Below are 21386 nucleotides of genomic sequence, written 5' to 3' on the forward strand. Positions count from 1 at the left end.
GTGGACATCACGCCGCCGATCCCGGGTTTCCCGGGCTTACCATGGGTTTCGTGACCCTTGCTCGCGATGAACCCGACCAGCTGCCCGCGTCGCTCGCCGACCGCGCGTACGCGGCCATCCAGGACCAGCTGATCATGCTGGACATCCCGCCGATGTCCGCGATCGACGACGCCGCGTTGAGCGCCTCGCTGGGCGTCGGCCGCACGCCGGTCCGCGAGGCGCTCAAGCGCTTGGAGACCGACCGGCTCGTGGTGTCCTACCCGCGCCGCGGGACGTTCGCCACCGCCGTGGACATCACGGACCTGGCCTACATCTCGGAAATCCGCGTCCAGCTCGAGCCGCTGGCCGCCCGCCGGGCCGCGGACAGCGCGGCCGGACCGGTGCGGACCCGCCTCGCGGAGCTCGCCGACGACCTCCAGGACACCGACGCCCGCGCCCTGGACCGGGACACCCTGATGAAGTGGGACCTGCGCGTGCACCGCGCGATCTACCGGGCGGCCGGGAACCCGCATCTGGAGGACACCCTGGTCCGGTACAACAACCTCGCGACCCGGATCTTCTGTCTCTTCCTCGACCGGATGCCGCATTTCGACCAGCACGTCGAGGAACACGTCGGCCTGCTGCGCGCGATCGCCGGCGGCAAGGCGAAGACCGCCGAACGGCTGGCTCGCGAGCACGTGACCGGCTTCGAGAAAGCGGTCCGCGCGGTCATCTGAGGCCGCCGGCGCGGCTGCCGTGGTCATGTCGCCGCCGCCAGGACGGTGAGCGCGTCGGCTGTCGCGGCCACGTCGTGGACGCGGAGGATCTTGGCCCCGCGCTGCGCCGCCACCATCGCCGCGGCGACCGAGGCCGCCTCCCGCCGCGCGACCGGGCGGCCGGTCAGCTGGCCCAGCATCGCTTTGCGGGAGAGCCCGGCCATGACCGGCACGCCGAGGTCGGCGAACCGGTCGAGGGACCGCAGCAGCGCCAGGTTGTGCTCCAGCGTCTTGCCGAACCCGAACCCCGGGTCGACGACCAGGTGCTCGCGCGGGATCCCGGCCCGCAGGCACGCCGCCATCCGGTCCCGCAGGAATTCGCGCACCTCGGCCACGACGTCGCCGTAGCGCGGGTCCTGCTGCATCGCGTGCGGCGGCCGCAGCATGTGCGTCAGGCAGACCGGCACGCCGAGCCGGGCCGCCGTCGCCACCGCGTCCGGGTACCGCAGCGCCCGCACGTCGTTGATCAAGACGGCTCCCGCCCGGACCGCGGCGTCCATCACCTGCGGCCGGGAGGTGTCGATCGACAACGGCACGGGCACGCGGGCGGCCAGCTGCTCGACGACGCCGGTGACCCGGTCCAATTCTTCCTGGGGCGAGGGCGGATGCGCGCCCGGCCGGGTGGACTCGCCCCCGATGTCGAGCAGGTCGGCGCCCTCGTCGGCGAGCCGGAGCGCGTGGTCGAGGGCGGCGGCCGGGTCGCGCCCGCCGTCGGAGAAGGAATCGGGCGTGACGTTGACGATTCCGCAGACCAGGCGCCCCGGCCGGCGCAGCTTCCCGAGCAGGGTCTCGTGGGCGGGAGACCGCAGCGTTCCGGTCGTCACGGGAATCTCCCGGCTGCCGATTGGATGGTCTGCCGAAGCAGCAGCGCGGTCGTCACCGGTCCGACTCCGCCGGGCACCGGGGTGAGCCCGCCCGCCCGTCCGGAGACGGCCCGTTCGTCCACGTCGCCGACGAGCCCGCCGTCGGCCGTCGGATTGGTGCCGACGTCGACGACGATCGCGTCCGGGCCGACGTGCTCGGCCTTGATCAGGCCCGGTCGGCCGACCGCGACCACGAGGACGTCGGCCGGGCGGGTCAGCGCGGCGAGGTCCTTGGTGTGGCGGTGGCAGACGACCACGGTCGCGTCCCGCCGCAACAGCAGCTGCGCGGCCGGCTTCCCGACGACGTTCGACCGCCCGACCACGACCGTGGTGCGCCCGGCGAGCGGGACGTCGTAGTGGTCCAGCAGCGCGAGCACCGCGGCGGCGGTCGCGGGCGCGAACGCCGGAAGCCCCGCGCTCAGCCTGCCGAGCGAAAGCGGATTCGCTCCGTCGACGTCCTTCTCCGGGGCGATCGCCGAGGCGAGGTCCTCGAAATGAGCGCCGTCCGGCAGGGGCGTCTGGAGCATGATCCCGTGCACAGCCGGGTCCTCGCTCAAGGCCGCCAGCGCGGCGCGGATCTGCCCGGGCTTCGCCTGCGGCCCGAGATCGACGACCTCGCAGTCGATGCCGGTTTTCCGCGCCGCGCCGGCGATCGAGCGCACGTACCACGCGCTCGACTCGTCGTCGGTGGCGACGACCACCGCGAGCCGGGCCGAGGTCCCGGCCCCGGTCAGCTCCGCCGCGGCCGCGGTGACTTCCGCGCGGAGGTTCCGGGCCAGTTCGGTCCCGCTCAGCACCGCGGTCATCGGGCGATCACCTCCCGCACCGCGACGGTCAGCGCGTCGGCACGCGCGAGGAGATCGTCGACCGGCGCGAGCGCACCGGACAGTTCCGCGCGCGCCTCGGCGTCGGTGACGCCGGCGAGGTTGATCTCGACGTTCACCCGGGCAGTGGAGGCCGCGGCCCGGGCCGCGTCGGCGGACGCCGCGACGTCGCTGACCACGTTCCGGTTGCCGATCGGCAGCAGTTGCTCGGCGAGCCCGAGCACTTGCTCCGCGACCGCGAGCACCGCGGCCGGGACTCGCCCCGCCGCGATCAGTGCGTCCGCGATCGCGGCGGAGCGGGCCGCCTTGTCGGAGTCGGTCGCGCGAGGCAGCGCGTAGGCCGCACCGACCCGGCTGAAGACGGCGATGTCCTGTTCGGCGAGCACCGAGGCCTGCTCGCGCAGGTCGTCGGCGCAGTCGCGGATTTTCGCGATCGCTCCGGCGTGCTCGGCGTATTTCGGGCCGTCGCTGTACCGGGCGACCATGCCGGCGAGCGCGGCGCCCTGAGCGGCGTGCAGTGCCGCGCTCGCTCCGCCGCCCGGCGCGGGCACCCGCCCGGCCAGCGAATCCAGGAACGCGTCGAGGGTTTCCGTGCGCATGGGTGTCGTCCTGTTCTCGCCGCTCAGCGACGGATCCGCGCCATTTCCGGGTCGACCAGCGGTTCCGCGGTCACGGTCGCCCGCACCCGCCGGTCGAAGTACTGGATTTCCACCTGGGTGCCGACCGTCGCCGACGCGGGCAGCCAGGCGTACGCGACCGGTTTGCCGATCGTGTGCCCGAACGCCGCGGAGGTGACGTACCCGGCCGGTTCGCCGTCCAGGAACACCGGCTCGTGCCCGAGGACCACGCTGCGGCCGTCGTCGACGGTCAGGCAGGCCAGGCGACGGGACACGGTGTCGTTGCTCAGCTCGGCGACCGCGCCGCAGCCGACATAGCCGGTCTTCTTGGCGCTGACCGCGAAACCCAGGCCGGCTTCGTACGGGTTGTGCTCGGTGTTCATGTCCGAACCCCAGGCGCGGTAGCCCTTTTCCAGGCGCAGGCTGTTGAACGCGGCCCGGCCCGCGGCGATCACTCCGAGCGGACGACCGGCTTCGAACAGCGCGTCCCACAGCCGCTGCCCGTATTCGGCGCTGGTGTAGATCTCCCAGCCCAGTTCGCCCACATAGGACAGTCGCATCGCGACGACCGGGATCCCGGCGATGGTCGCGTGCTTGAGCCGGAAGTACTTCAGCGCCTCGTGGGAGAAGTCGTCGCCGGTCAACGGCTGGACCAGGTCCCGGGCCAACGGCCCCCAAACCCCGACGCAGCAGGTGCCGCCGGTGATGTCGCGCAGCTGCACGCTGCCGTCCGCGGGCGCCTGCCGGCGGAAGTAGTCCAGATCGAGGTTTCCGTTGGCGCCGACCTGGAACAGCTGCTCGCCGAGCCGCGCGACGGTCAGGTCGCTGCGGATCCCGCCGGCTTCGTCCAACGCCAGCGTGTAGGTCACCGACCCGACCGACTTGTCCATCTTCCCCGTGGTCAGCCGCTGCAGGAACGCCACCGCGCCGCTGCCGGAGACCTCGATCCGCTTCAGCGGCGTCATGTCGTACATCGCCACCGCCGTCCGCGTCTTCCACGCTTCGGCCGCGGCGATCGGCGAATGGAACATCGCCGACCATGCGTCGCGCGACGGCGGCTGCCATTCGGCCGGCAGCTCCTTGACTAGGCGGGCATTGGCCTCGTACCAGTGCGGCCGCTCCCACCCGTGCGCTTCGAGGAAGAACGCGCCGAGTTCCTTCTGCCGCGCGTGGAACGGGCTCACCCGCAGGTCGCGCGGCGACAGCTTGGGCTGCAACGGGTGCAGCACGTCGTAGACCTCGACGAAGTTCCGCTGCGCGGTTTCGTCCACATAGGACTGAGTGGTTTCGATCTCGTCGAACCGGTGCACGTCGCAGCCGTGCAGCTCGATCTCGCTGCGGCCGTCGACCAGCAGCTGCGCGACGGAGCGCGCGACGCCGGCGGAATGGGTCACCCACACCGCTTCGGCGATCCAGAACCCGGCCACGTCCGGGGATTCGCCGACGAGCGGGCCGCCGTCCGGGGTGAACGACATGATCCCGTTGAACCCGGTGTCGATCTTGCTGTCCCGCAGCGAGGGCAGCAGTTGCTTGCTGGCCTCCCACGACGGCGCGAAGTCCTCCTCGGTGAACGGCAGCATCGACGGCATCGCCGCCTCGGTGAGGTCGCCGTCCTCGACCTCGGGCAAGTCGCCCAGCCGCACCGGCATCGGGCGGTGCGCGTACGTGCCGATGCCCAGCCGGTCGTTGTGCTCGCGGTAGTACAGGTCGCGGTCCTGGTGGCGCAGGATCGGCAGACGCGCTTCGCTCTGCTCGTCGTTGCGGCCGACGAGCCCGGCGACCTGCCCGGTGCGCGCGTACTGGTGCGCCACCGGCAGCAGCGGCACCCGCATCCCGACGAGTTCGCCCACCGCCGGTCCCCAGAACCCGGCGCACGACACGACGATGTCGGCCGGGATCTCGTCCCCGGCGGCGGTCCGCACGCCGGTGACGCGCCCGCCCTGCTGGAGGACTTCCGTAACGCGCGTCGAGCCTCGGAAAACCGCGCCGCGCGACTGCGCGCGCCGGGCCAGCGCCGTGACCGCCCGGGACGCCTTGGCCAGGCCGTCGGTGGGCGTGTGGAACCCGCCGAGCACCTGGTCGCGGTCGAGCAGCGGGTACAGCTCCGCGCAGCGCTCCGGTCCGACGACCTCGCCGGGCACGCCCCACGAGGTCGCCCAGCCCTGCTTGCGGTGCAGGTCGGCCAGCCGCTCCGGCGTGGTCGCGATCTCCAGTCCGCCGACCTGGTTGAAACACCAGGCGCCGTCGACGTCGAGGGTTTTGAACTTCTCGACCGTGTAGGTCGCGAACCGGGTCATGGTCCGGGACCCGTTGGTCTGGAAGACCAGTCCGGGCGCGTGCGAGGTGGAACCGCCGGTCAGCGGAAGCGGGCCCTGGTCGAGAACGGTGACCTCGGTCCAGCCGCGTGCGGTGAGCTCGTCGGCGAGGTTGGCGCCGACGATCCCGGCTCCGATGACGACGACGCGGGGGGTGGTGCGCATGGGATCTCTCCTGAAGGGGACGGCCGCTGCGGGAAAAGTGCTAGCGGGCGCGGAATTCCTGGGCCGCGTCGAGCAGCCATTCGGCGAGGTAGCCGGCGAAGGACGGCCGGACGAAGAGCCGCAGGTCGTCCTCGCCGAGGGCGAGCAGCAGCACGCCGGCTTGGCCGACGGCGGTCTGCGCGCAGGCGCCGGCGGGGAACTTCGCCGGCCGCAGGTCGAGCGAACAGCCGAAGGACAGCAGCTCCCGCGCCTTGGGCCCGCGCAGCCGCAGGCTGGTCCGTTGCGCGGACACGTCGACGACCGCGCCGTCGTAGGCGGACACGACCCAGCTCAAGTCTTCCTCGAGCTCGTGCGGCAGCGCGTTCGCGTCCGTCACCAGCCATTCGTCGGGACCGAGCCACACCAGCTGCCCCTGACCGGTCGGCGTCCAGGTGTTCGGTTCGGTCGGCAACGCCGCGCCCAGCACCCGGCCCAGCGCCGCGAGGCCGCATCCGTCCGGGTCGACGCGGACATCGACGGCGGCCACCGGATTCTCGGCCTCGACAGCGCAGCCGGCGATCTCTTCGCCGAGCGCCTCGAGGGCGGGCTGCCACGCGGAAAGCGGAGGGGTGCGATACAGGACGTCAGCCATCGCGGCGGGCTCCTTCCGGGTCGACCAGCACGGTGCTGCCGATTTCGGCCTCGACGAGGACGCCGCCGACCGGGACGTGCACGACGTCCCCGACGCGGGCGCGTCCGTTCTTCACCAGGGCGAGCGCGAACGGCCGGCCCAGCTCCGCGCTGCGGTAGCTGGAGGTGACGTGTCCGAGCATCGGCACCGGCGGCGCGGGCAGCTTCCCGTCCGGGCAGCGCTCCACGATCTGCGATCCCTCCGGCAGCCGCGTGCTGCGGTCGGTGGGCAGCAGCGACACGAACTGCTTGCGCAGCGGATTGTGGTTCTCCGGCCGGGAAAACGAGCGTTTGCCGATGAAGTCTTCCTTCTTCTTCGACACCGCCCAGCTCATGCCGAGATCCTGCGGGCTGACCGTGCCGTCGGTGTCCTGGCCGATGATCGGGTAGCCCTTCTCCGCGCGCAGGACGTGCATGGTTTCGGTGCCGTAGGGCGTGATCCCGTACCGCTCGCCCGCCGCCAGCAGCCGCTCCCACAACGCCGGCGCGTACCAGGAGCTGACGTTCACTTCCCACGCCAGCTCGCCGGAGAACGAGATCCGCGCCAGCCGCACCGGCACTCCGTCCAGCACGGTGTCCTGCCAGGACATGAACGGGAACGCGTCGTTGGAGACGTCGACGTCCGGGAACACTTCGGCGAGCACGTCGCGCGAGCGCGGACCGACGATCGGGAACACCGACCAGTGCTCGGTGACCGACGTCAGATACACCTTCAGGTCGGTCCACTCGGTCTGGAGCCACTCCTCCATCCAGTCCAGCACGGCCGCCGCGCCGCCGGTGGTCGTGGTGACCAGATACCGGTTCTCCGCGATGCGCAGGACCGTGCCGTCGTCGAGCACCATGCCGTCGTTGCCGCACATGACGCCGTAGCGGACCCGGCCGACCTTCAGCGTGCTCATCATGTTCGTGTAGAGCCGGTCGAGGAACTCGCCCGCGTCCGGTCCTTGCACGTCGATCTTGCCGAGGGTGGACCCGTCGAGAATGCCGACCCCGCCGCGGACCGCGGCGCACTCGCGCAGCACCGCGGCGTCCATGTCCTCGCCCGGCTGCGGGTAGTAGCGGGCCCGCTTCCACTGGCCGACGTCCTCGAACACCGCTCCGGCCTCGAGGTGCCAGTCGTGCAGCGAGGTGACCCGTTCCGGGTCGAACAGGCTGCCGCGCTCGCGTCCGGCCAGCGCCGCGAAGGCGACCGGTGTGTACGGCGGGCGGAAGGTCGTCGTGCCGAGTTCCTCGATCGGGCGGCCGAGCAGTTCGGCGGTGATGCCCGAGGCGAGCACGCCGGACGTCTTGCCTTGGTCGTGCGCGGTGCCGATCGTGGTGTAGCGCTTGATGTGTTCCACCGAACGCAGCCCGGCCCCGACCGCGCGCTGGATGTCGGCGACGGTCGCGTCGCGCTGGATGTCGACGAACTGCCGTGCCGGATCGCCGTCGGTGCGCCAGAGGACCTTGGTCGGAGCGGCCGGGTCAAAGTCCCCGTTCGCGGCCCCGATCACGGTGACCCCGGGCAGCGGAGCGGCCGGGCGGAACGCGCCGAGCGCCGCGTCATAGGCCAGCGCGCCCTTGATGTGGCTGAACAAATGCACGGTCGGATTCCAGCCGCCCGACACCAGCAGCGTGTCCGCGGGCAGCCGCACCCGTCCGTCCGGGGTCGTGGCAAGCACCGCGGAGACCCGGGTGCCGCCTTCGGTTCCGGTGACCACAGTGGACGGATGCACGGTCACGCCGTGCGCGTTCGCCCGCGCCTCTTCCTCGCGCGGCAGCGTGTCACGCGCGTCCAGGACGGTCACGCGCGCCCCGGCGCCGGCGAGGTCGATCGCCGCCGCGTAGGCACGGTCGTCGCTGGTGAACACGACGATCTCGCGGCCGACGAGAACGCCGTAGCGGTGCAGGAAGTCCCGCGCCGAGGAAGCGAGCATGATCCCGGGCCGGTCGTTGTCCTCGAACACGATCGGCCGTTCGTGCGCGCCGGTCGCGACGACGACGTGCTGCGCGCGGATCCGGTGGACCCGCTGCCGGGCGCCCGCCGCGTCCGGTCCGAGATGGTCGGTGCGCCGCTCCAGCGCGAGGACGAATCCGTCGTCGTACTGTCCGAACGCCGTGGTGCGCTGCAGGTGCAGCACGTCCGGGTTCGCCGCCAGCTCGGCCACGACGTTTTCGACGAACTCCGGTGCCGGTTTGCCGTCCAGCTCTTCGGTGCCGGTCAGCGTCCCGCCGGGTGTGGCGCGGTCGTCGACCAGCACCACGCTCCGCCCCGTCCGCGCGGCTGACCGGGCGGCGTGCAGTCCGGCCGGACCGGCGCCGATCACGAGAGTGTCGGTGTGGGTGTGCTTGCGGTCGTAGCGCGCGGTGTCGGCGATTTCGGCCAGCCGCCCTTGCCCGGGCACGCCACGCGCGACGAGTCCCTCGACCAGTTCCACGACCGACGCCTGCAGCATCGGTTCGGGAAACGGTTCCTCGATCTGCACCAAGCCGGTCGGGTCCTCGGTCCACGCCGCGCCGATCCCGCGCGGACGGCCGAGTTTCACGCTGGTCCCGAGGCAATGCACGCCGTTGGCCAGCAATGCCGACGCGAGCGTGTCGCCGGGATGCCCGGTGTAGGTACGGCCGTCGAAGGTGAACGTGAGCGTCTTGCTCCGGTCGATGCGGCCGTAGCCGTTGACTCGGCTCATGCGGTCACCTCCGGGCGCGGTTCGCCGATCCGGTACGTGGCAAGGAATTCGTAGCTGCGGGTGTCGCGGACGGCGTTGAACCACTTGCGGCACCCAGTCGCGTGGCTCCAGCGTTCGGCGAACGGCCCCTTGGGGTTGTCGCGGTAGAACACGAACTCGGCCCATTCCTGGTCGGACAGGTCCGCGGGCCGGGCGGGATAGGCGACCTCGGCCTGTCCGCCGTAGTGGAACTCGGTTTCCTCGCGCGGCCCGCACCACGGGCAGCGGATCAGTTGCATGGCAAGTCCTCTCAGTGCGCGACGGCCGCGGCGCCGTGCTCGTCGACGAGCGCACCGGTGGCGAAACGGTCGAGGCCGAACGGGGCGACGTAGCGATGCGGCTCGCCGTGCGCGACGGTGTGCGCGAAGCACCAGCCCAGTCCCGGCGTCGCCTTGAACCCGCCGGTTCCCCACCCGGCGTTGACGAACACGTTCTCGTACGGCGTGTGCCCGACGATCGGCGACGCGTCCGGCGTGACGTCCACGATCCCGGCCCACGACCGCAGCAGGTGTGCCCGCGCGAACACCGGAAAGAGCTCCACCGCCGCGGCCATCTGCCGCTCGATGATGTGGAACGCGCCACGCTGGCCGTAGCCGTTGTAGGAATCCACGCCCGCGCCCATCACCAACTCGCCCTTGTGCGCCTGCGAAACGTAGACGTGCACCGCGTTCGACATCACGATCGTCGGGTGCACCGGTTCCAGCAGCTCGGACACCAGCGCCTGCAAGGGATGCGACTGCAACGGCGACCGCACGCCGAGCTGGTCGAGCAGCACGGAGGTGTGCCCGGCCGCGCACAACGCGACCGTCCCGCACCCGATGTCGCCGCGGCTGGTCCGCACGCCGGTGACGCGGTCGCCGTCCACGGTGAACCCGGTGACCTCGCAGTCCTGGATCAGGTCGATTCCGGCCTCGTCGGCGCGGGTCGCGAAACCCCAGGCGACGTAGTCGTGTTTCGCGATCCCCGCGCGCGGCTGGTACGTCGCGCCCTGCACCGGATACCGGATGTCGCCGGACACGTTCACGATCGGGCAGATCTTCGCGACCTCGTCCGGCCCCAGCCATTCCGCGTCGATGCCGTTGAGCTTGTTCGCCTCGACCCGGCGGACCGAATCGCGCACGTCCTGCTCGGTGTGCGCCAGGTTCAGGACGCCGCGCTGGGAGAACAGGATCGGGTAGCCGAGGTCGTCCTCGAGCCCTTCCCACAGCTTCAGCGCGTGTTCGTAGATCGCCGCCGACTCGTCCCACAGGTAGTTCGAACGGATCAGCGTCGTGTTGCGGGCCATGTTCCCGCCCGCGAGCCAGCCGCGCTCCAGCACCGCGACATTCGTGATGCCGTGGTTCTTGGCCAGGTAATAGGCGGTCGCCAGGCCGTGCCCGCCGCCGCCCACGATCACGACGTCGTAGGCCTTCTTCGGTTCCGGGTTGCGCCACAGGAAATCCGGGTGCTCGGGCAGGTGCGCACCGGGTGCGACGGTCATGCGACCACCTCCGGGTAGAGCGGGTGCCGTTCGGCCAGCGCCGAGACCCGCGCGGCCAACGCGTCCAATTCGGACTCTCCGGTCTCCGGCCGCAAAGCCAGTGCGATCACGTCGGCCACTTCGGCGAAATCCTCGGCGCCGAACCCGCGCGCGGCCAGCGCCGGTGTCCCGATCCGCACGCCCGAGGACACCATCGGCGGCCGCGGGTCGAACGGGACCGCATTGCGGTTCACCGTGATTCCCACGCGGTGCAGCCGATCCTCCGCTTGCTGACCGTCCAATGCGGACTCCCGGAGGTCGACGAGGACCAGATGCACGTCCGTCCCGCCGGAGACCACCCCGACGTTCTCCTCCGCCAGCAGCCGCTCGGCCAGGATCTTCGCCCCGGCCAGCGTCCGCTCCTGCCGCTCCCGGAAAGCGCGCTCCCCGGCGAGCTTGAACGCGACCGCCTTCGCCGCGATCACGTGCTCCAGGGGACCGCCCTGCTGTCCAGGGAACACGCTCGAGTTCAGCTTCTTGCCCAGCTCCGCGGTCGCCAGCACGACCCCGCCGCGCGGCCCGCCGAGGGTTTTGTGCGTCGTCGAGGTCACCACGTGTGCGTGCGGCACCGGCGACGGATGCAGGCCCGCCGCCACCAGACCCGCGAAATGCGCCATGTCGACCATCAAGTACGCCCCGGCCTCGTCGGCGATCCGGCGGAACTCCGCGAAGTCCAGCTGCCGCGGATACGCCGACCACCCCGCGACGATCAGCTTCGGCTGGTGTTCCTTCGCCAGCCGTTCCACCTCCGCCATGTCGACGAGGTGGTCGCTCTCCCGCACGTGGTACGGCACGGGGGTGAAGTACTTGCCCGAGAACGTCAACCGCATCCCGTGCGTCAGGTGCCCGCCGTGCGCGAGGTCGAGGCCCAGGAACGTCTCGCCCGGCTTCAGCAGCGCGTTCAGCACCGCCGAATTGGCCTGCGCGCCCGAATGCGGCTGCACGTTCGCGAACTCCGCGCCGAACAACGCCTTCGCCCGGTCGATCGCCAGCTGCTCGACCTCGTCGACGTGCTCGCAGCCGCCGTAGTACCGGCGGCCCGGGTAGCCCTCGGCGTACTTGTTGGTCAGCACCGAGCCCTGCGCCTGCATCACGCTCAGCGGCGCGAAGTTCTCGCTCGCGATCATTTCCAGCGTCCGCCGCTGCCGGCCCAGCTCCCGGCCGACCGCCGCGTGCACCTCGGGATCCGCTTGAGCCAGCGGAAGCCCCAGCACCTGGCCGGCGCTGCTCTCCTGTCGATCGACCGTGACGGACATGCGGCAGTCCCCGATTCCTTCGTAGTAGACGATTGATATATCAGTTAAGGGTCAGGCTAAGTCCGCGCGGAGAGCCGGGTCAAGAGCCGTTCCGGGCGGATTCCGGGTGCTCAGTACCCGCGCGCGAGCCATTTCGCGAGATGCGGGGCCTCGGCGCCGATCGTGGTGCTTTCGCCGTGGCCGGTGCGCACCGCGGTGTCCTCGGGCAGGGTCAGCAACGTGTCCCGGATCGAGGCGATGATGGTGCCGAAGCTGGAAAACGACCGGCCGGTGGCGCCGGGGCCGCCCCGGAACAGGGTGTCGCCGGTGAAGACGGTCTTCAACTCCGGTGCGTACAGGCTCGTCGAGCCGGGCGAATGCCCTGGCGTGACGAACGCCCGCAGGTCGATCCCGCCCGCGGTGAGCACTTCTCCGTCCCGGAGTTCCCCGTCGGGCCGGCGATCCGGATGGGTCAGCGCCCACAGCGGCGCTTCGTCGGGATGCAGCAGAATCGGCGCGCCGAAGGTGTCCGCCAGCACCGGCGCCTGGCCGATGTGGTCGTCGTGCCCGTGGGTGCACACGATGGCGACGACCCGCCGGTCCCCCACCTGTTCCGCGATCGCCTTCGCGTCGTGCGCCGGGTCGAGGACCAGGACCTCCCGGTCGTCGCCGATCAGCCAGACGTTGTTGTCGACGTCCCAGGCGCCGCCGTCCAGCGAGAAGGTGCCGGAGGTGACCAGGTGCTCGATCGGGTTCACAGGACCACCACCGAGCGCAGCACGGCCCCCTGCCGCATCTTCTCGAACGCGTCCTCGACGGAGTCCAGCGCGATCTCCTCGGAGACGAACTTGTCCAGCGGCAACCGGCCCCGCAGGTGCAGGTCCACCATCGCCGGGAAGTCGCGTTCCGGCAGGCAGTCGCCGTACCACGAGGATTTCAGCGCGCCGCCGCGGGAAAAGTACTCGATCAGCGGAAGTTCCGGTGCCGTCATGTCCGGCGTCGGCACGCCCACCAGGACGGCGGTGCCGGCCAGGTCCCGGGCGCGGAAGGCCTGCTTCCACGTCTCCGGACGGCCCACCGCGTCGATCACGACGTCCGCGCCGAAGCCGCCGGTGTAGCCGACGATCGCCTCGACCGCGTCGAGATCCCGGGCGTCGACGGTGTGCGTCGCGCCGAACTCCTTGGCCTTGTCCAGTTTCCGGGGATCCCGGTCGACGGCGATCACCGTCGTGGCGCCGGCCAGGACCGCACCGGCGATCGCCGCGTCGCCGACCCCGCCGCAGCCGATGACCGCGACCGAATCGCCGCGGCCGACCCCGCCGGTGTTGATCGCCGCGCCGAGACCGGCCATCACCCCGCAGCCGAGCAGACCGGCGACCTGAGGCGGGACCCGCGGATTCACCTTCGTGCACTGCCCGGCCGCGACGAGCGTCTTCTCCGCGAACGCCCCGATGCCGAGCGCCGGGCTCAGCTCCTGCCCCGACAGCAAGGTCATCTTCTGCTCCGCGTTGTGCGTGTCGAAGCAGTACTGGGGTTTGCCCTTGCGGCACGCCCGGCACTGCCCGCACACCGCGCGCCAGTTGAGGATCACGAAATCGCCGGGAGCCACGTCGGTCACGCCTTCGCCGACCGATTCCACCGTCCCGGCGGCCTCGTGCCCGAGGAGAAAGGGAAACTCGTCGTTGATGCCGCCTTCGCGGTAGTGCAGGTCGGTGTGGCAGACCCCGCAGGCCTGGACGCGCACCACCGCCTCTCCCGGGCCCGGGTCCGGCACGACGATCGTCTCGACCGACACCGGTTTGCCTTCGGCGAGGGCGACGACGCCCTGAACGTGCTGTGCCATGGCGCAACTGCTCCTTACTTGACGGGTCGAACGGGTTCGAGCCGGACCACGACCGATTTGGACGTCGGCGTGCCGGACTCCAGGGCTTGCGAATCGAGCGGGACGAGCGGATTGGTCTCCGGGTAGTACGCGGCGGCGCACCCCTTCGGCGTGTCGTAGGCGACGAGACGGAACCGCGGCACCCGGCGTTCGCCGTCCGGCCACTCCGAGACCAGGTCGACGTGGTCTCCGTCGCGCAGCCCCAGCTCCCGCAGGTCCGCCTCGTTCACGAAGACCACCCGGCGTCCGGAGCGGATGCCCCGGTAGCGGTCGTCCAGCCCGTACACGGTGGTGTTGAACTGGTCGTGGCTGCGCAGCGTCTGGAGGACGAGCCGGCCCTCCGGGACGGTCAGCACCTCGAGCGGGCTGACCGTGAACACCGCTTTGCCTTCGGGCGTGGGAAAGGTTCGCGTGTCGCGCGGCGGATGCGGAAGCGGGAAAGCGGTGTGCCGGCTGATTTTCTCTTCGTATCCCTCGCAGCCGGGCACCACCCGGCCGATGCGCTCGCGGATCCGCGAGTAATCGGCGGCGAATTCCGCCCACGGAATGCCGTACCGGTCGCCGAGCGCGGCGTACGCCATTCCGCAGACGATCGCCACCTCCGACCGCAACAGCGGCGCGGCCGGTTTCGCCCGCCCGCGGGACGCGTGGACGACCGACATCGAGTCTTCGACGGTGACCCGCTGCACGATGCCGCCAGTGTGGTCCTGTTCCGTGCGGCCGAGCGCGGGCAGGATCAGGGCATCCTTGCCCGCGGCAAGGTGGCTCCGGTTCAGCTTGGTGGAGATCTGGACGGTCAGCGCGGCGGACCGCAGGGCCGCTTCGGTGACCGCGGTGTCGGACATCGCCTCGGCGAAGTTGCCGCCCAGCCCGACGAACACCTTCGCGCGCCCGTCCCGCAGCGCGCGCACCGCGTCGGCGGCGTCGTGCCCGTGCTCGCGCGGCGGCTCGAAGCCGAACTCCGCGCCCAGTGCGTCCAAAAAGGACTCCGGAGGCTTTTCCCAGATGCCCATCGTACGGTCGCCCTGGACGTTGGAATGGCCGCGCACCGGACACAGCCCGGCGCCGGGCTTGCCGATCATTCCGCGCATCAGCGCGACGTTGACGATCTCGCCCACGGTGGCGACCGAGTTGCGGTGCTGGGTGATCCCCATCGCCCAGCAGTGCACGGTCCGCCGCGAGTCGGCCATCATCGCCGCGGCCGCCTCGATCTCCTCGCGGGCCAGCCCGGTGGCGGCGGCGACCTCGTCCCAGCCGACGCCGCGGACGTGCTTTTCCCAGGCTTCCCAGCCGGTGGTCGACTGGCGGACGAACTCCCGGTCGACGATCGTGCCGGGATTCGCGTCCTCGGCCTCCAGCAGAAGCCGGGCGACGCCGCGCCACAGGGCGAGGTCGCCGTTCGACCGGATCCGCAGATACCGGTCGGCGAGGCCGGTGCCGATCGTCAGCCCGCGCGGCGTCTGCGGATTGTTGAACTTGAGCAGCCCGGCTTCGCGCAGCGGATTGACCGCGAGGATCTTGGCGCCGTTGCGCTTGGCCTTCTCGAGCGCGGACAGCATCCGCGGGTGGTTCGTGCCCGGATTCTGGCCGGAGATCACGATCAGGTCCGCCTCGTGCAGATCCTGGAGCGTCACCGTGCCCTTGCCGACGCCGATCGCGCGGGCGAGGCCGACGGAGGTCGACTCGTGGCACATGTTCGAGCAGTCCGGCAGGTTGTTGGTGCCGAGTGCGCGGGCGAACAGCTGATAGACGAACGCGGCCTCGTTCGAGGCCCGGCCGGACGTGTAGAAAAGCGCCTCGTCCGGGGACTCGAGCGCGCGCAGATGCTCGCCCACGAGCGCGAACGCGTCCGCCCAGGAAATCGGTTCGTAGCGGTCGGCGCCGTCCCGCCGCACCATCGGGTGCGCCAGCCGGCCCTGGCTTTCCAGCCAGTAGCCGCTCCGGCCGGCCAGCTCGGAGATCGAATGCCGGGCGAAGAAGTCCGGGCCGACGGTGTCGCGCTGCCCCTCCCACGAGACGGCTTTGGCGCCGTTCTCGCAGAACTCCGCGGTGTGCCGGCCCTCCAGCGGATCCGGCCACGCGCAGGACATGCAGTCGAACCCGTCGACCTGGTTGAGCGACAACAGGTTCTTCGCCGATTTCGCCGGCCCCATCTGGGCCAGTGCGCGGCGGAGCGAAACCCGGACCGCCTTCAGCCCGGCCGCGTGCGTCGCCGGCGGGCGGACCGTCAATCCGGCTTCTTCGGGGTATTCGTCGGACACCGTCGACCTCGGACCTCTCCGTGCTGCCTGATCGGTTTCCTGATCGCCGTCAGCTGATCGCCGCGGCGACCCAGTCCCGGAACTCGCCGATGTGGTGCTCGGACGGGACGAGCACGCCGCCCTTGGCATAGGCCTTCGAGGACATCGCCGGCTGGCACCGTTCGCAGGCGTCGAAGTCCTGCTGGTTCACCCGGTGGAAGAGCTCCACCGAATGCGCCAGGTCCGCGCCGCTGTCGACGACCTCGCGCGGGTACAGCCAGTCGCATTCGACGATCGTGCGGTCGACGGCCATCGGGTGCATCCGGTGGAAGATCACGTGGTCGGGCACCAGGTTGATGAACACCTGCGGGTTGACAGTGATCGCGTAGTAGCGGCGGTCGTGGTTCTCGCCGACCCCGGACAGGGTGTCGAAGCCGGCCCGGCCGTCGACGGTGAACCCGGCGACCTCGTCTCCGAATTCCGCGCCGTGGCCCACGTAGTACTGCGCCGCGTACCCGTCGGCGAACTCCGGCAGGACCTCGGTGAGCTCCGGGTGGATCGTCGCGCAGTGATAGCACTCCATGAAGTTCTCGACGATCAGCTTCCAGTTCGCCTTGACGTCGTAGACGATCCGGCGGCCGACGACGAGGTCGTCGATGCCCCAGCCGTCGATCGCCGCGGGGTCGCCCAGCCGCGCGGTCACCGCGCCCTGCACCGTCTCCTCGAAGGACGGCGGCTCGTCGGCGAGGCACACCCAGGCGGTGCCGAGCCATTCCCGCAGCGCGACCGGGATCAGCCCGTATTCCTTCCGGTCCACGTCCGCCATCGAGTTGAGGTTCGGCGCAGCGACGAGCGAACCGTCGAGTCCGTAGGTCCACGCGTGGTACGGGCACTGCAGGTTCCGGCGGACGCTGCCGGAGTCCTCCACGCACAGCTGGGCGCCGCGGTGGCGGCAGACGTTGAGGAAGGCGCGCAGTGCGCCGTCGCGGCCGCGCACGAGCAGCACGCTTTCGCCGCCGACGTCGACCTTCCGGAAGTTCCCGGCGGACGGCAGGTCCGAACCGCGCGCGACCGCGAACCAGTGCGATTGGAAGATCCGCGACTGTTCGAGCTCGAAGATCGCGGGATCGGTGTAGTGCGCGCCAGGCAGCGTCGGGATGAGGCTCGACCCGGTCTGCGCGGGGCGGGTTTCGACAGAGCTCATGTGCGGTCCTTCTGTGCGTGGGAGAAGAGTTCGGGGTTCAGAGCCGCGCCGCGCGCGGGGCGGCCAGCTGCCGGCGCCAGCGTCCGAAGGAACGGACTCGGCCGATGGCCAGCACCGCGACCGGATCGCCGTCCCGATCGCGGTAAAGCGCGAGGAAATCGAAGGAATCCAGGTCGCCTTCGACGACTTCGACCCGCACGGCGCGGCCGCGGTGCCCGGCGAACTGGATGCGGTGGCCGTACTGATCCGACCAGAAATAGGGCACTTCGTGATGCGCCGGCGCGGTGTGCTCCTGGCCGAGCAGCGCGGCCGCCGCGGCGGAGGGTTGCTGCACCGCGTTGGTCCAGTGTTCGAGCCGCGTCGCCGCACCGATCAGCGGCCGGTGTGACCGCGCGCAGTCGCCGACCGCGAACACGCCGGGAACGGCGGTAGCGCCGCGCGCGTCGGTGACCACCCCGTCGTCGAGCTCGAGTCCGGAGCCGGCGAGCCACTCCACTTGGGGCGCCGCACCGATGCCGAGGAGCACCACGTCCGCCGGCAACTCCGTGCCGTCGGTCAGCCGGACGCCGGTCGCCTGCGGAGAACCCGTCACCTCGGCCAGACCGGCTCCGGTGCGCAGCCGGACGCCCCGGGTGGCGTGGAGCCGGGAGCACACCGCGCCCATCTCCGTGCCGAGCGGCTTCTCCAGCGGGACCGCGGCGGCTTCGACCACCTCGACGTCGACGCCGAGCGCGGCTGCGGTGGACGCCACCTCCGACCCGATGAAGCCGGCGCCGATGACCACGAGCCGGGCTCCGGGAACCAGCGCCTTCCGCAGGGCGAGCGCGTCGTCGAACGTCCGGAGAGTGTGGACGCCGTCGGGCATCGAGCCTGGCAGCTCGCGCGCCCGTGCCCCGGTCGCGACGATGACGGCGTCCGAAACGACGCGCTCGCCGCCCTCGAGAACGACCGCGCGCTCGGCGGCGTCGAGCGCGACGGCCCGGCAGCCGAGCCGCCAATCCGCACGCAGCGACTCGTCTTCCGGAGTCGCCAGGGCCAAGTCCGCCTCGGACGCGGTGCCGGCGAGGAATTCCTTCGACAGCGGCGGCCGGTCGTACGGGGCGTGGGGTTCGTCCCCGACGACGACGAGCCGTCCTTCGAACCCCTTGTCCCGCAACGCCCTCGCCGCACTGAGACCGGCGAGCGAGGCGCCGACGATGGTCACCGCACGCATCACACGGCCTCGGCCACGAGCGTTCCGGCGGCCGGCGCGGCGGCGGGCACGTTCACGTAGAGCAGGCCGTCGGACACGATCACCTCGTGCGTCCGCACCGGCCGACGCGCCGGCGGCCCGCTCGGCACTCCGGTCCGCAAGTCGAAACACGCTGCGTGCAAAGGACATTCGACCGCGCACCCCTCGACCCATCCGTCCGAAAGGGACGCGTCCTGATGGGTGCAGGTGTCGTCGATCGCGTAGAACTCGCCCTCGACGTTGAAGACCGCGATCGGGACCTCGGCCTCGATCCGGACGGACTCTCCGTCGGGGAGGTCGGACACCGCGCCGGCACAGATCATCGCTCGACTCCTGTTGCGTATTGCGGAACGCGTGACACTATCCGCAACACACGATGAGGCAGCCGCCCCCATCCGTCAACGATCGACTTCCGGCTTCGCCCACCCGGACGAGGAGTTGCGCAATGAACAACAACGAGCGAGCCGAGCCGCGCTCGACCACCCAGGCCGTCGAACGAGCCCTGTCGATCCTGGTGCTGCTGGCCCGGAACGGACCGTCCCGATTGACCGATCTCGCCGGCGAAATCGGCGTGCACAAGTCCACCGCGTCGCGGATGATGTCCGCGCTCGAGCGGTTCCGGCTCGTCGAGCAAACCGGAAACCGCGGCCGATACCGGCTCGGCTTCGGGATCGTCCGGCTCGCCGGAGCGACTGCCGCACAACTGGACATCGCACGCGAAAGCCGCCCGGTCTGCGCCCGCCTCGCCGCCGAACTCCGCGGCACGGTGAGCCTGAGCGTCCGGGAGGCCGACGGGGTCACCGCCGTCGTCCAGGAGCCGGAGACGGAACGCAACTGGATCGGCCTGCGCGCGCCGCTGCACGCGACCGCGAGCGGGAAAGTCCTGCTCGCCAGCTTCGGCTTCGAAGAACTCGGCGAAATACTCGAACAACCGCGCGAACGTTTCACCCCGCACACCATCACCGCACCCGGCGTGCTGCTCGCCGATCTGAACCGCACGCGGGACCGCGGCTGGGCGGCGACGAGCGGCGAACTCGAACCGGAACTCAACTCGGTCGCCGTCGCGGTGCGCGGCCCGGGCGGCCGGATCGTCGGCGCGCTCAGCGTGTCAGGCGGCAAAACCTCCCTGCGCCCCAAGGATTTCCGCGAGGTCGCGCGAATTCTCGCCGACGGCGCCGAAGAGATCCTCGAACGCCTCCGCCGCTTGGCGGACACCTGATCCGAACCCGCCGGTAACCCGACTGTCCTCAGTGGACTTCTCGCGGCCCGCCCTTGACCAGCCCTGACACACCTAATAGCGTCAATAGATATATCAGCCGCCTCATGACTCAAGGACGATCATGAATCCCTGCCGCTGCACGCCGCCCGAATCCATGACCGGCCGAACGGAGGAAGCGCGGTGACCGCGGCAACGGAGGGCCCCGGAGGCACCGTCGGCGCGATCGCGATCGAAGACGAGAAAACGATCCGCCGGGCCTCGATGGCCGCCGCGGTCGGCAATGTCGCCGAATGGTACGACTTCGGCATTTACTCCTATCTCGCCGCCATCGCGCTGGACCGGGTCTTCTTCCCCGACGCCGGCAGCTGGGCGCCGGTGCTGACGCTGGCCACCTTCGCCGCGGCGTTCCTGGTCCGCCCGCTCGGCGGGTTCATCCTGGGCCCGCTCGGCGACCGGATCGGCCGCACCCGGGTGCTGTCGGCGACCGTGCTGCTGATGGCGGGTGCCACCCTCCTGCTGGGACTCGTGCCCAGCTACGGCACCATCGGGATCGCGGCACCCCTCATCGTGCTGTTCATCCGGATGCTGCAAGGCTTCTCCGCGGGCGGCGAATACGCCGGAGCGCTCACGCTGGTCGCCGAGTACGCACCGGACCGCCGTCGCGGCTTCTTCGGCAGCTGGCTGGAATTCGGCACCCTGGTCGGGTACACGCTCGGCGCCGGGATCAGCGCCTTGCTGATCACCGTGCTGCCGCAGCACGAGCTGCTGTCGTGGGGCTGGCGAATCCCGTTCATGATCGCCCTCCCGGTCGGCGCGGTCGGGATCTACCTGCGGCTGCGGCTCGAAGAAACCCCTGCGTTCCGCCAGCTGATGCGACGGTCGCCGGCCATGTCCACCATGTCGCTGCGCCGCATGTTCGGTGTCCTGGTCACGAAACACCGGCCGGAGGCCTTGATCGCGGGCGGTCTCGTCATCGCCTGGAACGTCACGAACTACGTGCTGACGAACTACGTGCCGACCTACCTCACCGGCACGCTCCCCAGCCACGGCGTGACCGGCACCAGCGAGTCGGTGTCGAGCACGCTCCAGGTGATCGTCATGATCGCGATGCTCGCCGTGATCCTCTTCGTCGGGAAGCTGAGCGACCGCATCGGCCGCAAACCGATCCTGCTCACCGGCAGTCTCCTGCTCGTCGTCGCCGGCCTCCCCTCGGTCTGGCTGCTGCGCCACGGCCTGGCCGGGCAGGTCGCCGGATTGCTGATCATGGGCTTCACCCTGCTGTGCTTCGCCGCGGTGACACCGTCCACGCTTCCTGCCCTATTCCCGACCTTCATCCGCTACGGCAGCCTGTCGATCATTTTCAACATCTTCGTCTCCGCGTTCGCCGGCACCGCCCCGACCGTCATCGGCGTCGCGGTAACCGGCACCGGCAACCTGGACTGGCCCGGCTACTACCTCATCGGCGCCGGGGTGATCGGACTCGTCGCCACCCTGCGCCTCAAGGAGCCAGCCGGCCGCGCCTTGCCCGGGTCCGCTCCCCTCGCCTCCACCGCGGAGCTGCTCAATCCGGGCCGCACCAGCGACGAAGTGCCGATCGAAGACCCATCCGCGCGCTGACGGCGCGGAACCGGCAGGCGCGCCAACTTGCTCGGCAGGGCGACGGCCAGACGCGTGCGCGCTCTCGCAGTGGACCGAATTCCGCATCGCGGCGCAGTCGGGCCGACCCGCGGTTCGATGCCGAGCGGCCTGGCTGCGCGTAGTTGTGGCCGCTCGCCCCGGTATTCCCGAGACTTCCGGCTTGCCTCGTCGCGCCTCCGCGCGGCAAGCGGTTCACGCGGAAGCGCGGCGTTTGGCCAGCGCCATGCGGACCAGGAACACCGGGCTCGGCGGAACCCAGCCGAGCTGCTTGGCCAGGGTCAGGTCGTCGCGGTTGGCCCAGT

At 70.8% G+C, this 21386-nt stretch carries 18 protein-coding genes; 3 read left to right on the plus strand and 15 right to left on the minus strand.

What is annotated here, in order from left to right:
• The first annotated feature begins 41 nt into the window (after nucleotides 1–41).
• Complete coding sequence (locus L942_RS15545) at nucleotides 42–716, plus strand: GntR family transcriptional regulator (protein ID WP_037360631.1); 675 nt, start codon at nucleotides 42–44, stop codon at nucleotides 714–716.
• A 23-nt stretch (nucleotides 717–739) separates the two neighbouring features.
• On the opposite strand, the gene folP is transcribed toward L942_RS15545, so the two are convergent.
• The 15 genes from folP to L942_RS15620 form a co-directional block, all read right to left on the minus strand.
• The gene (folP, locus tag L942_RS15550) at nucleotides 740–1579 is read right to left on the minus strand and encodes a dihydropteroate synthase (protein ID WP_051165998.1); all 840 of its coding nucleotides are present in this window, start codon (nucleotides 1577–1579) and stop codon (nucleotides 740–742) included.
• On the minus strand, nucleotides 1576–2424 hold the full coding sequence (locus L942_RS15555; RefSeq protein ID WP_037360633.1) for a bifunctional 5,10-methylenetetrahydrofolate dehydrogenase/5,10-methenyltetrahydrofolate cyclohydrolase: 849 nt from the start codon (nucleotides 2422–2424) through the stop codon (nucleotides 1576–1578). The genes folP and L942_RS15555 overlap by 4 nt, the downstream gene beginning before the upstream one ends.
• Nucleotides 2421–3041, minus strand: coding sequence for a cyclodeaminase/cyclohydrolase family protein (locus L942_RS15560; RefSeq protein WP_037360636.1), 621 nt, complete (start codon nucleotides 3039–3041; stop codon nucleotides 2421–2423). Before L942_RS15560 ends, L942_RS15555 begins: the two co-directional genes overlap by 4 nt.
• A gap of 23 nt (nucleotides 3042–3064) precedes the next feature.
• The gene (locus tag L942_RS15565; RefSeq protein ID WP_037360639.1) at nucleotides 3065–5539 is read right to left on the minus strand and encodes a GcvT family protein; all 2475 of its coding nucleotides are present in this window, start codon (nucleotides 5537–5539) and stop codon (nucleotides 3065–3067) included.
• A gap of 40 nt (nucleotides 5540–5579) precedes the next feature.
• On the minus strand, nucleotides 5580–6170 hold the full coding sequence (locus L942_RS15570; protein ID WP_037360642.1) for a sarcosine oxidase subunit gamma: 591 nt from the start codon (nucleotides 6168–6170) through the stop codon (nucleotides 5580–5582).
• The gene (locus tag L942_RS15575; protein WP_037360650.1) at nucleotides 6163–8877 is read right to left on the minus strand and encodes a 2Fe-2S iron-sulfur cluster-binding protein; all 2715 of its coding nucleotides are present in this window, start codon (nucleotides 8875–8877) and stop codon (nucleotides 6163–6165) included. Before L942_RS15575 ends, L942_RS15570 begins: the two co-directional genes overlap by 8 nt.
• Nucleotides 8874–9155: a sarcosine oxidase subunit delta gene (locus L942_RS15580; protein WP_037360652.1), complete on the minus strand. Its 282-nt coding sequence runs from the start codon at nucleotides 9153–9155 to the stop codon at nucleotides 8874–8876. The genes L942_RS15575 and L942_RS15580 overlap by 4 nt, the downstream gene beginning before the upstream one ends.
• Before the next feature lie 11 nt (nucleotides 9156–9166).
• Entirely contained in the window at nucleotides 9167–10396 is a 1230-nt protein-coding gene (locus L942_RS15585) for a sarcosine oxidase subunit beta family protein (protein WP_037360654.1), read from the minus strand.
• A complete protein-coding gene (glyA, locus tag L942_RS15590) occupies nucleotides 10393–11691 on the minus strand; it encodes a serine hydroxymethyltransferase (RefSeq protein WP_037360656.1) in 1299 nt (432 codons plus the stop codon). The genes L942_RS15585 and glyA overlap by 4 nt, the downstream gene beginning before the upstream one ends.
• 110 nt (nucleotides 11692–11801) lie before the next feature.
• Entirely contained in the window at nucleotides 11802–12428 is a 627-nt protein-coding gene (locus L942_RS15595; RefSeq protein WP_037360659.1) for an MBL fold metallo-hydrolase, read from the minus strand.
• Nucleotides 12425–13513, minus strand: coding sequence for an S-(hydroxymethyl)mycothiol dehydrogenase (locus tag L942_RS15600; RefSeq protein WP_037360663.1), 1089 nt, complete (start codon nucleotides 13511–13513; stop codon nucleotides 12425–12427). Before L942_RS15600 ends, L942_RS15595 begins: the two co-directional genes overlap by 4 nt.
• Nucleotides 13514–13527: 14 nt before the next feature.
• Nucleotides 13528–15813 carry an FdhF/YdeP family oxidoreductase gene (locus L942_RS15605; RefSeq protein WP_037360665.1) on the minus strand — a complete coding sequence of 762 codons (2286 nt, stop codon included), beginning with the start codon at nucleotides 15811–15813 and terminating at the stop codon, nucleotides 13528–13530.
• A 49-nt stretch (nucleotides 15814–15862) separates the two neighbouring features.
• On the minus strand, nucleotides 15863–16996 hold the full coding sequence (locus tag L942_RS15610) for an aromatic ring-hydroxylating oxygenase subunit alpha (protein WP_037360666.1): 1134 nt from the start codon (nucleotides 16994–16996) through the stop codon (nucleotides 15863–15865).
• A gap of 37 nt (nucleotides 16997–17033) precedes the next feature.
• Complete coding sequence (locus L942_RS15615; protein WP_037360668.1) at nucleotides 17034–18209, minus strand: NAD(P)/FAD-dependent oxidoreductase; 1176 nt, start codon at nucleotides 18207–18209, stop codon at nucleotides 17034–17036.
• Entirely contained in the window at nucleotides 18209–18550 is a 342-nt protein-coding gene (locus L942_RS15620) for a bifunctional 3-phenylpropionate/cinnamic acid dioxygenase ferredoxin subunit (protein ID WP_037360670.1), read from the minus strand. Before L942_RS15620 ends, L942_RS15615 begins: the two co-directional genes overlap by 1 nt.
• 122 nt (nucleotides 18551–18672) lie before the next feature.
• Here L942_RS15620 and L942_RS15625 point away from each other — a divergent pair, with 122 nt between their 5' ends.
• Entirely contained in the window at nucleotides 18673–19446 is a 774-nt protein-coding gene (locus L942_RS15625) for an IclR family transcriptional regulator (protein WP_037360672.1), read from the plus strand.
• Between the two features lie 261 nt (nucleotides 19447–19707).
• Complete coding sequence (locus tag L942_RS15630; RefSeq protein WP_081655084.1) at nucleotides 19708–21063, plus strand: MFS transporter; 1356 nt, start codon at nucleotides 19708–19710, stop codon at nucleotides 21061–21063.
• Nucleotides 21064–21386 lie beyond the last annotated feature (323 nt).

Origin of the sequence: Amycolatopsis orientalis DSM 43388, from assembly GCF_000411975.1 — a bacterium.
GTDB lineage: Bacteria > Actinomycetota > Actinomycetes > Mycobacteriales > Pseudonocardiaceae > Amycolatopsis > Amycolatopsis orientalis_D.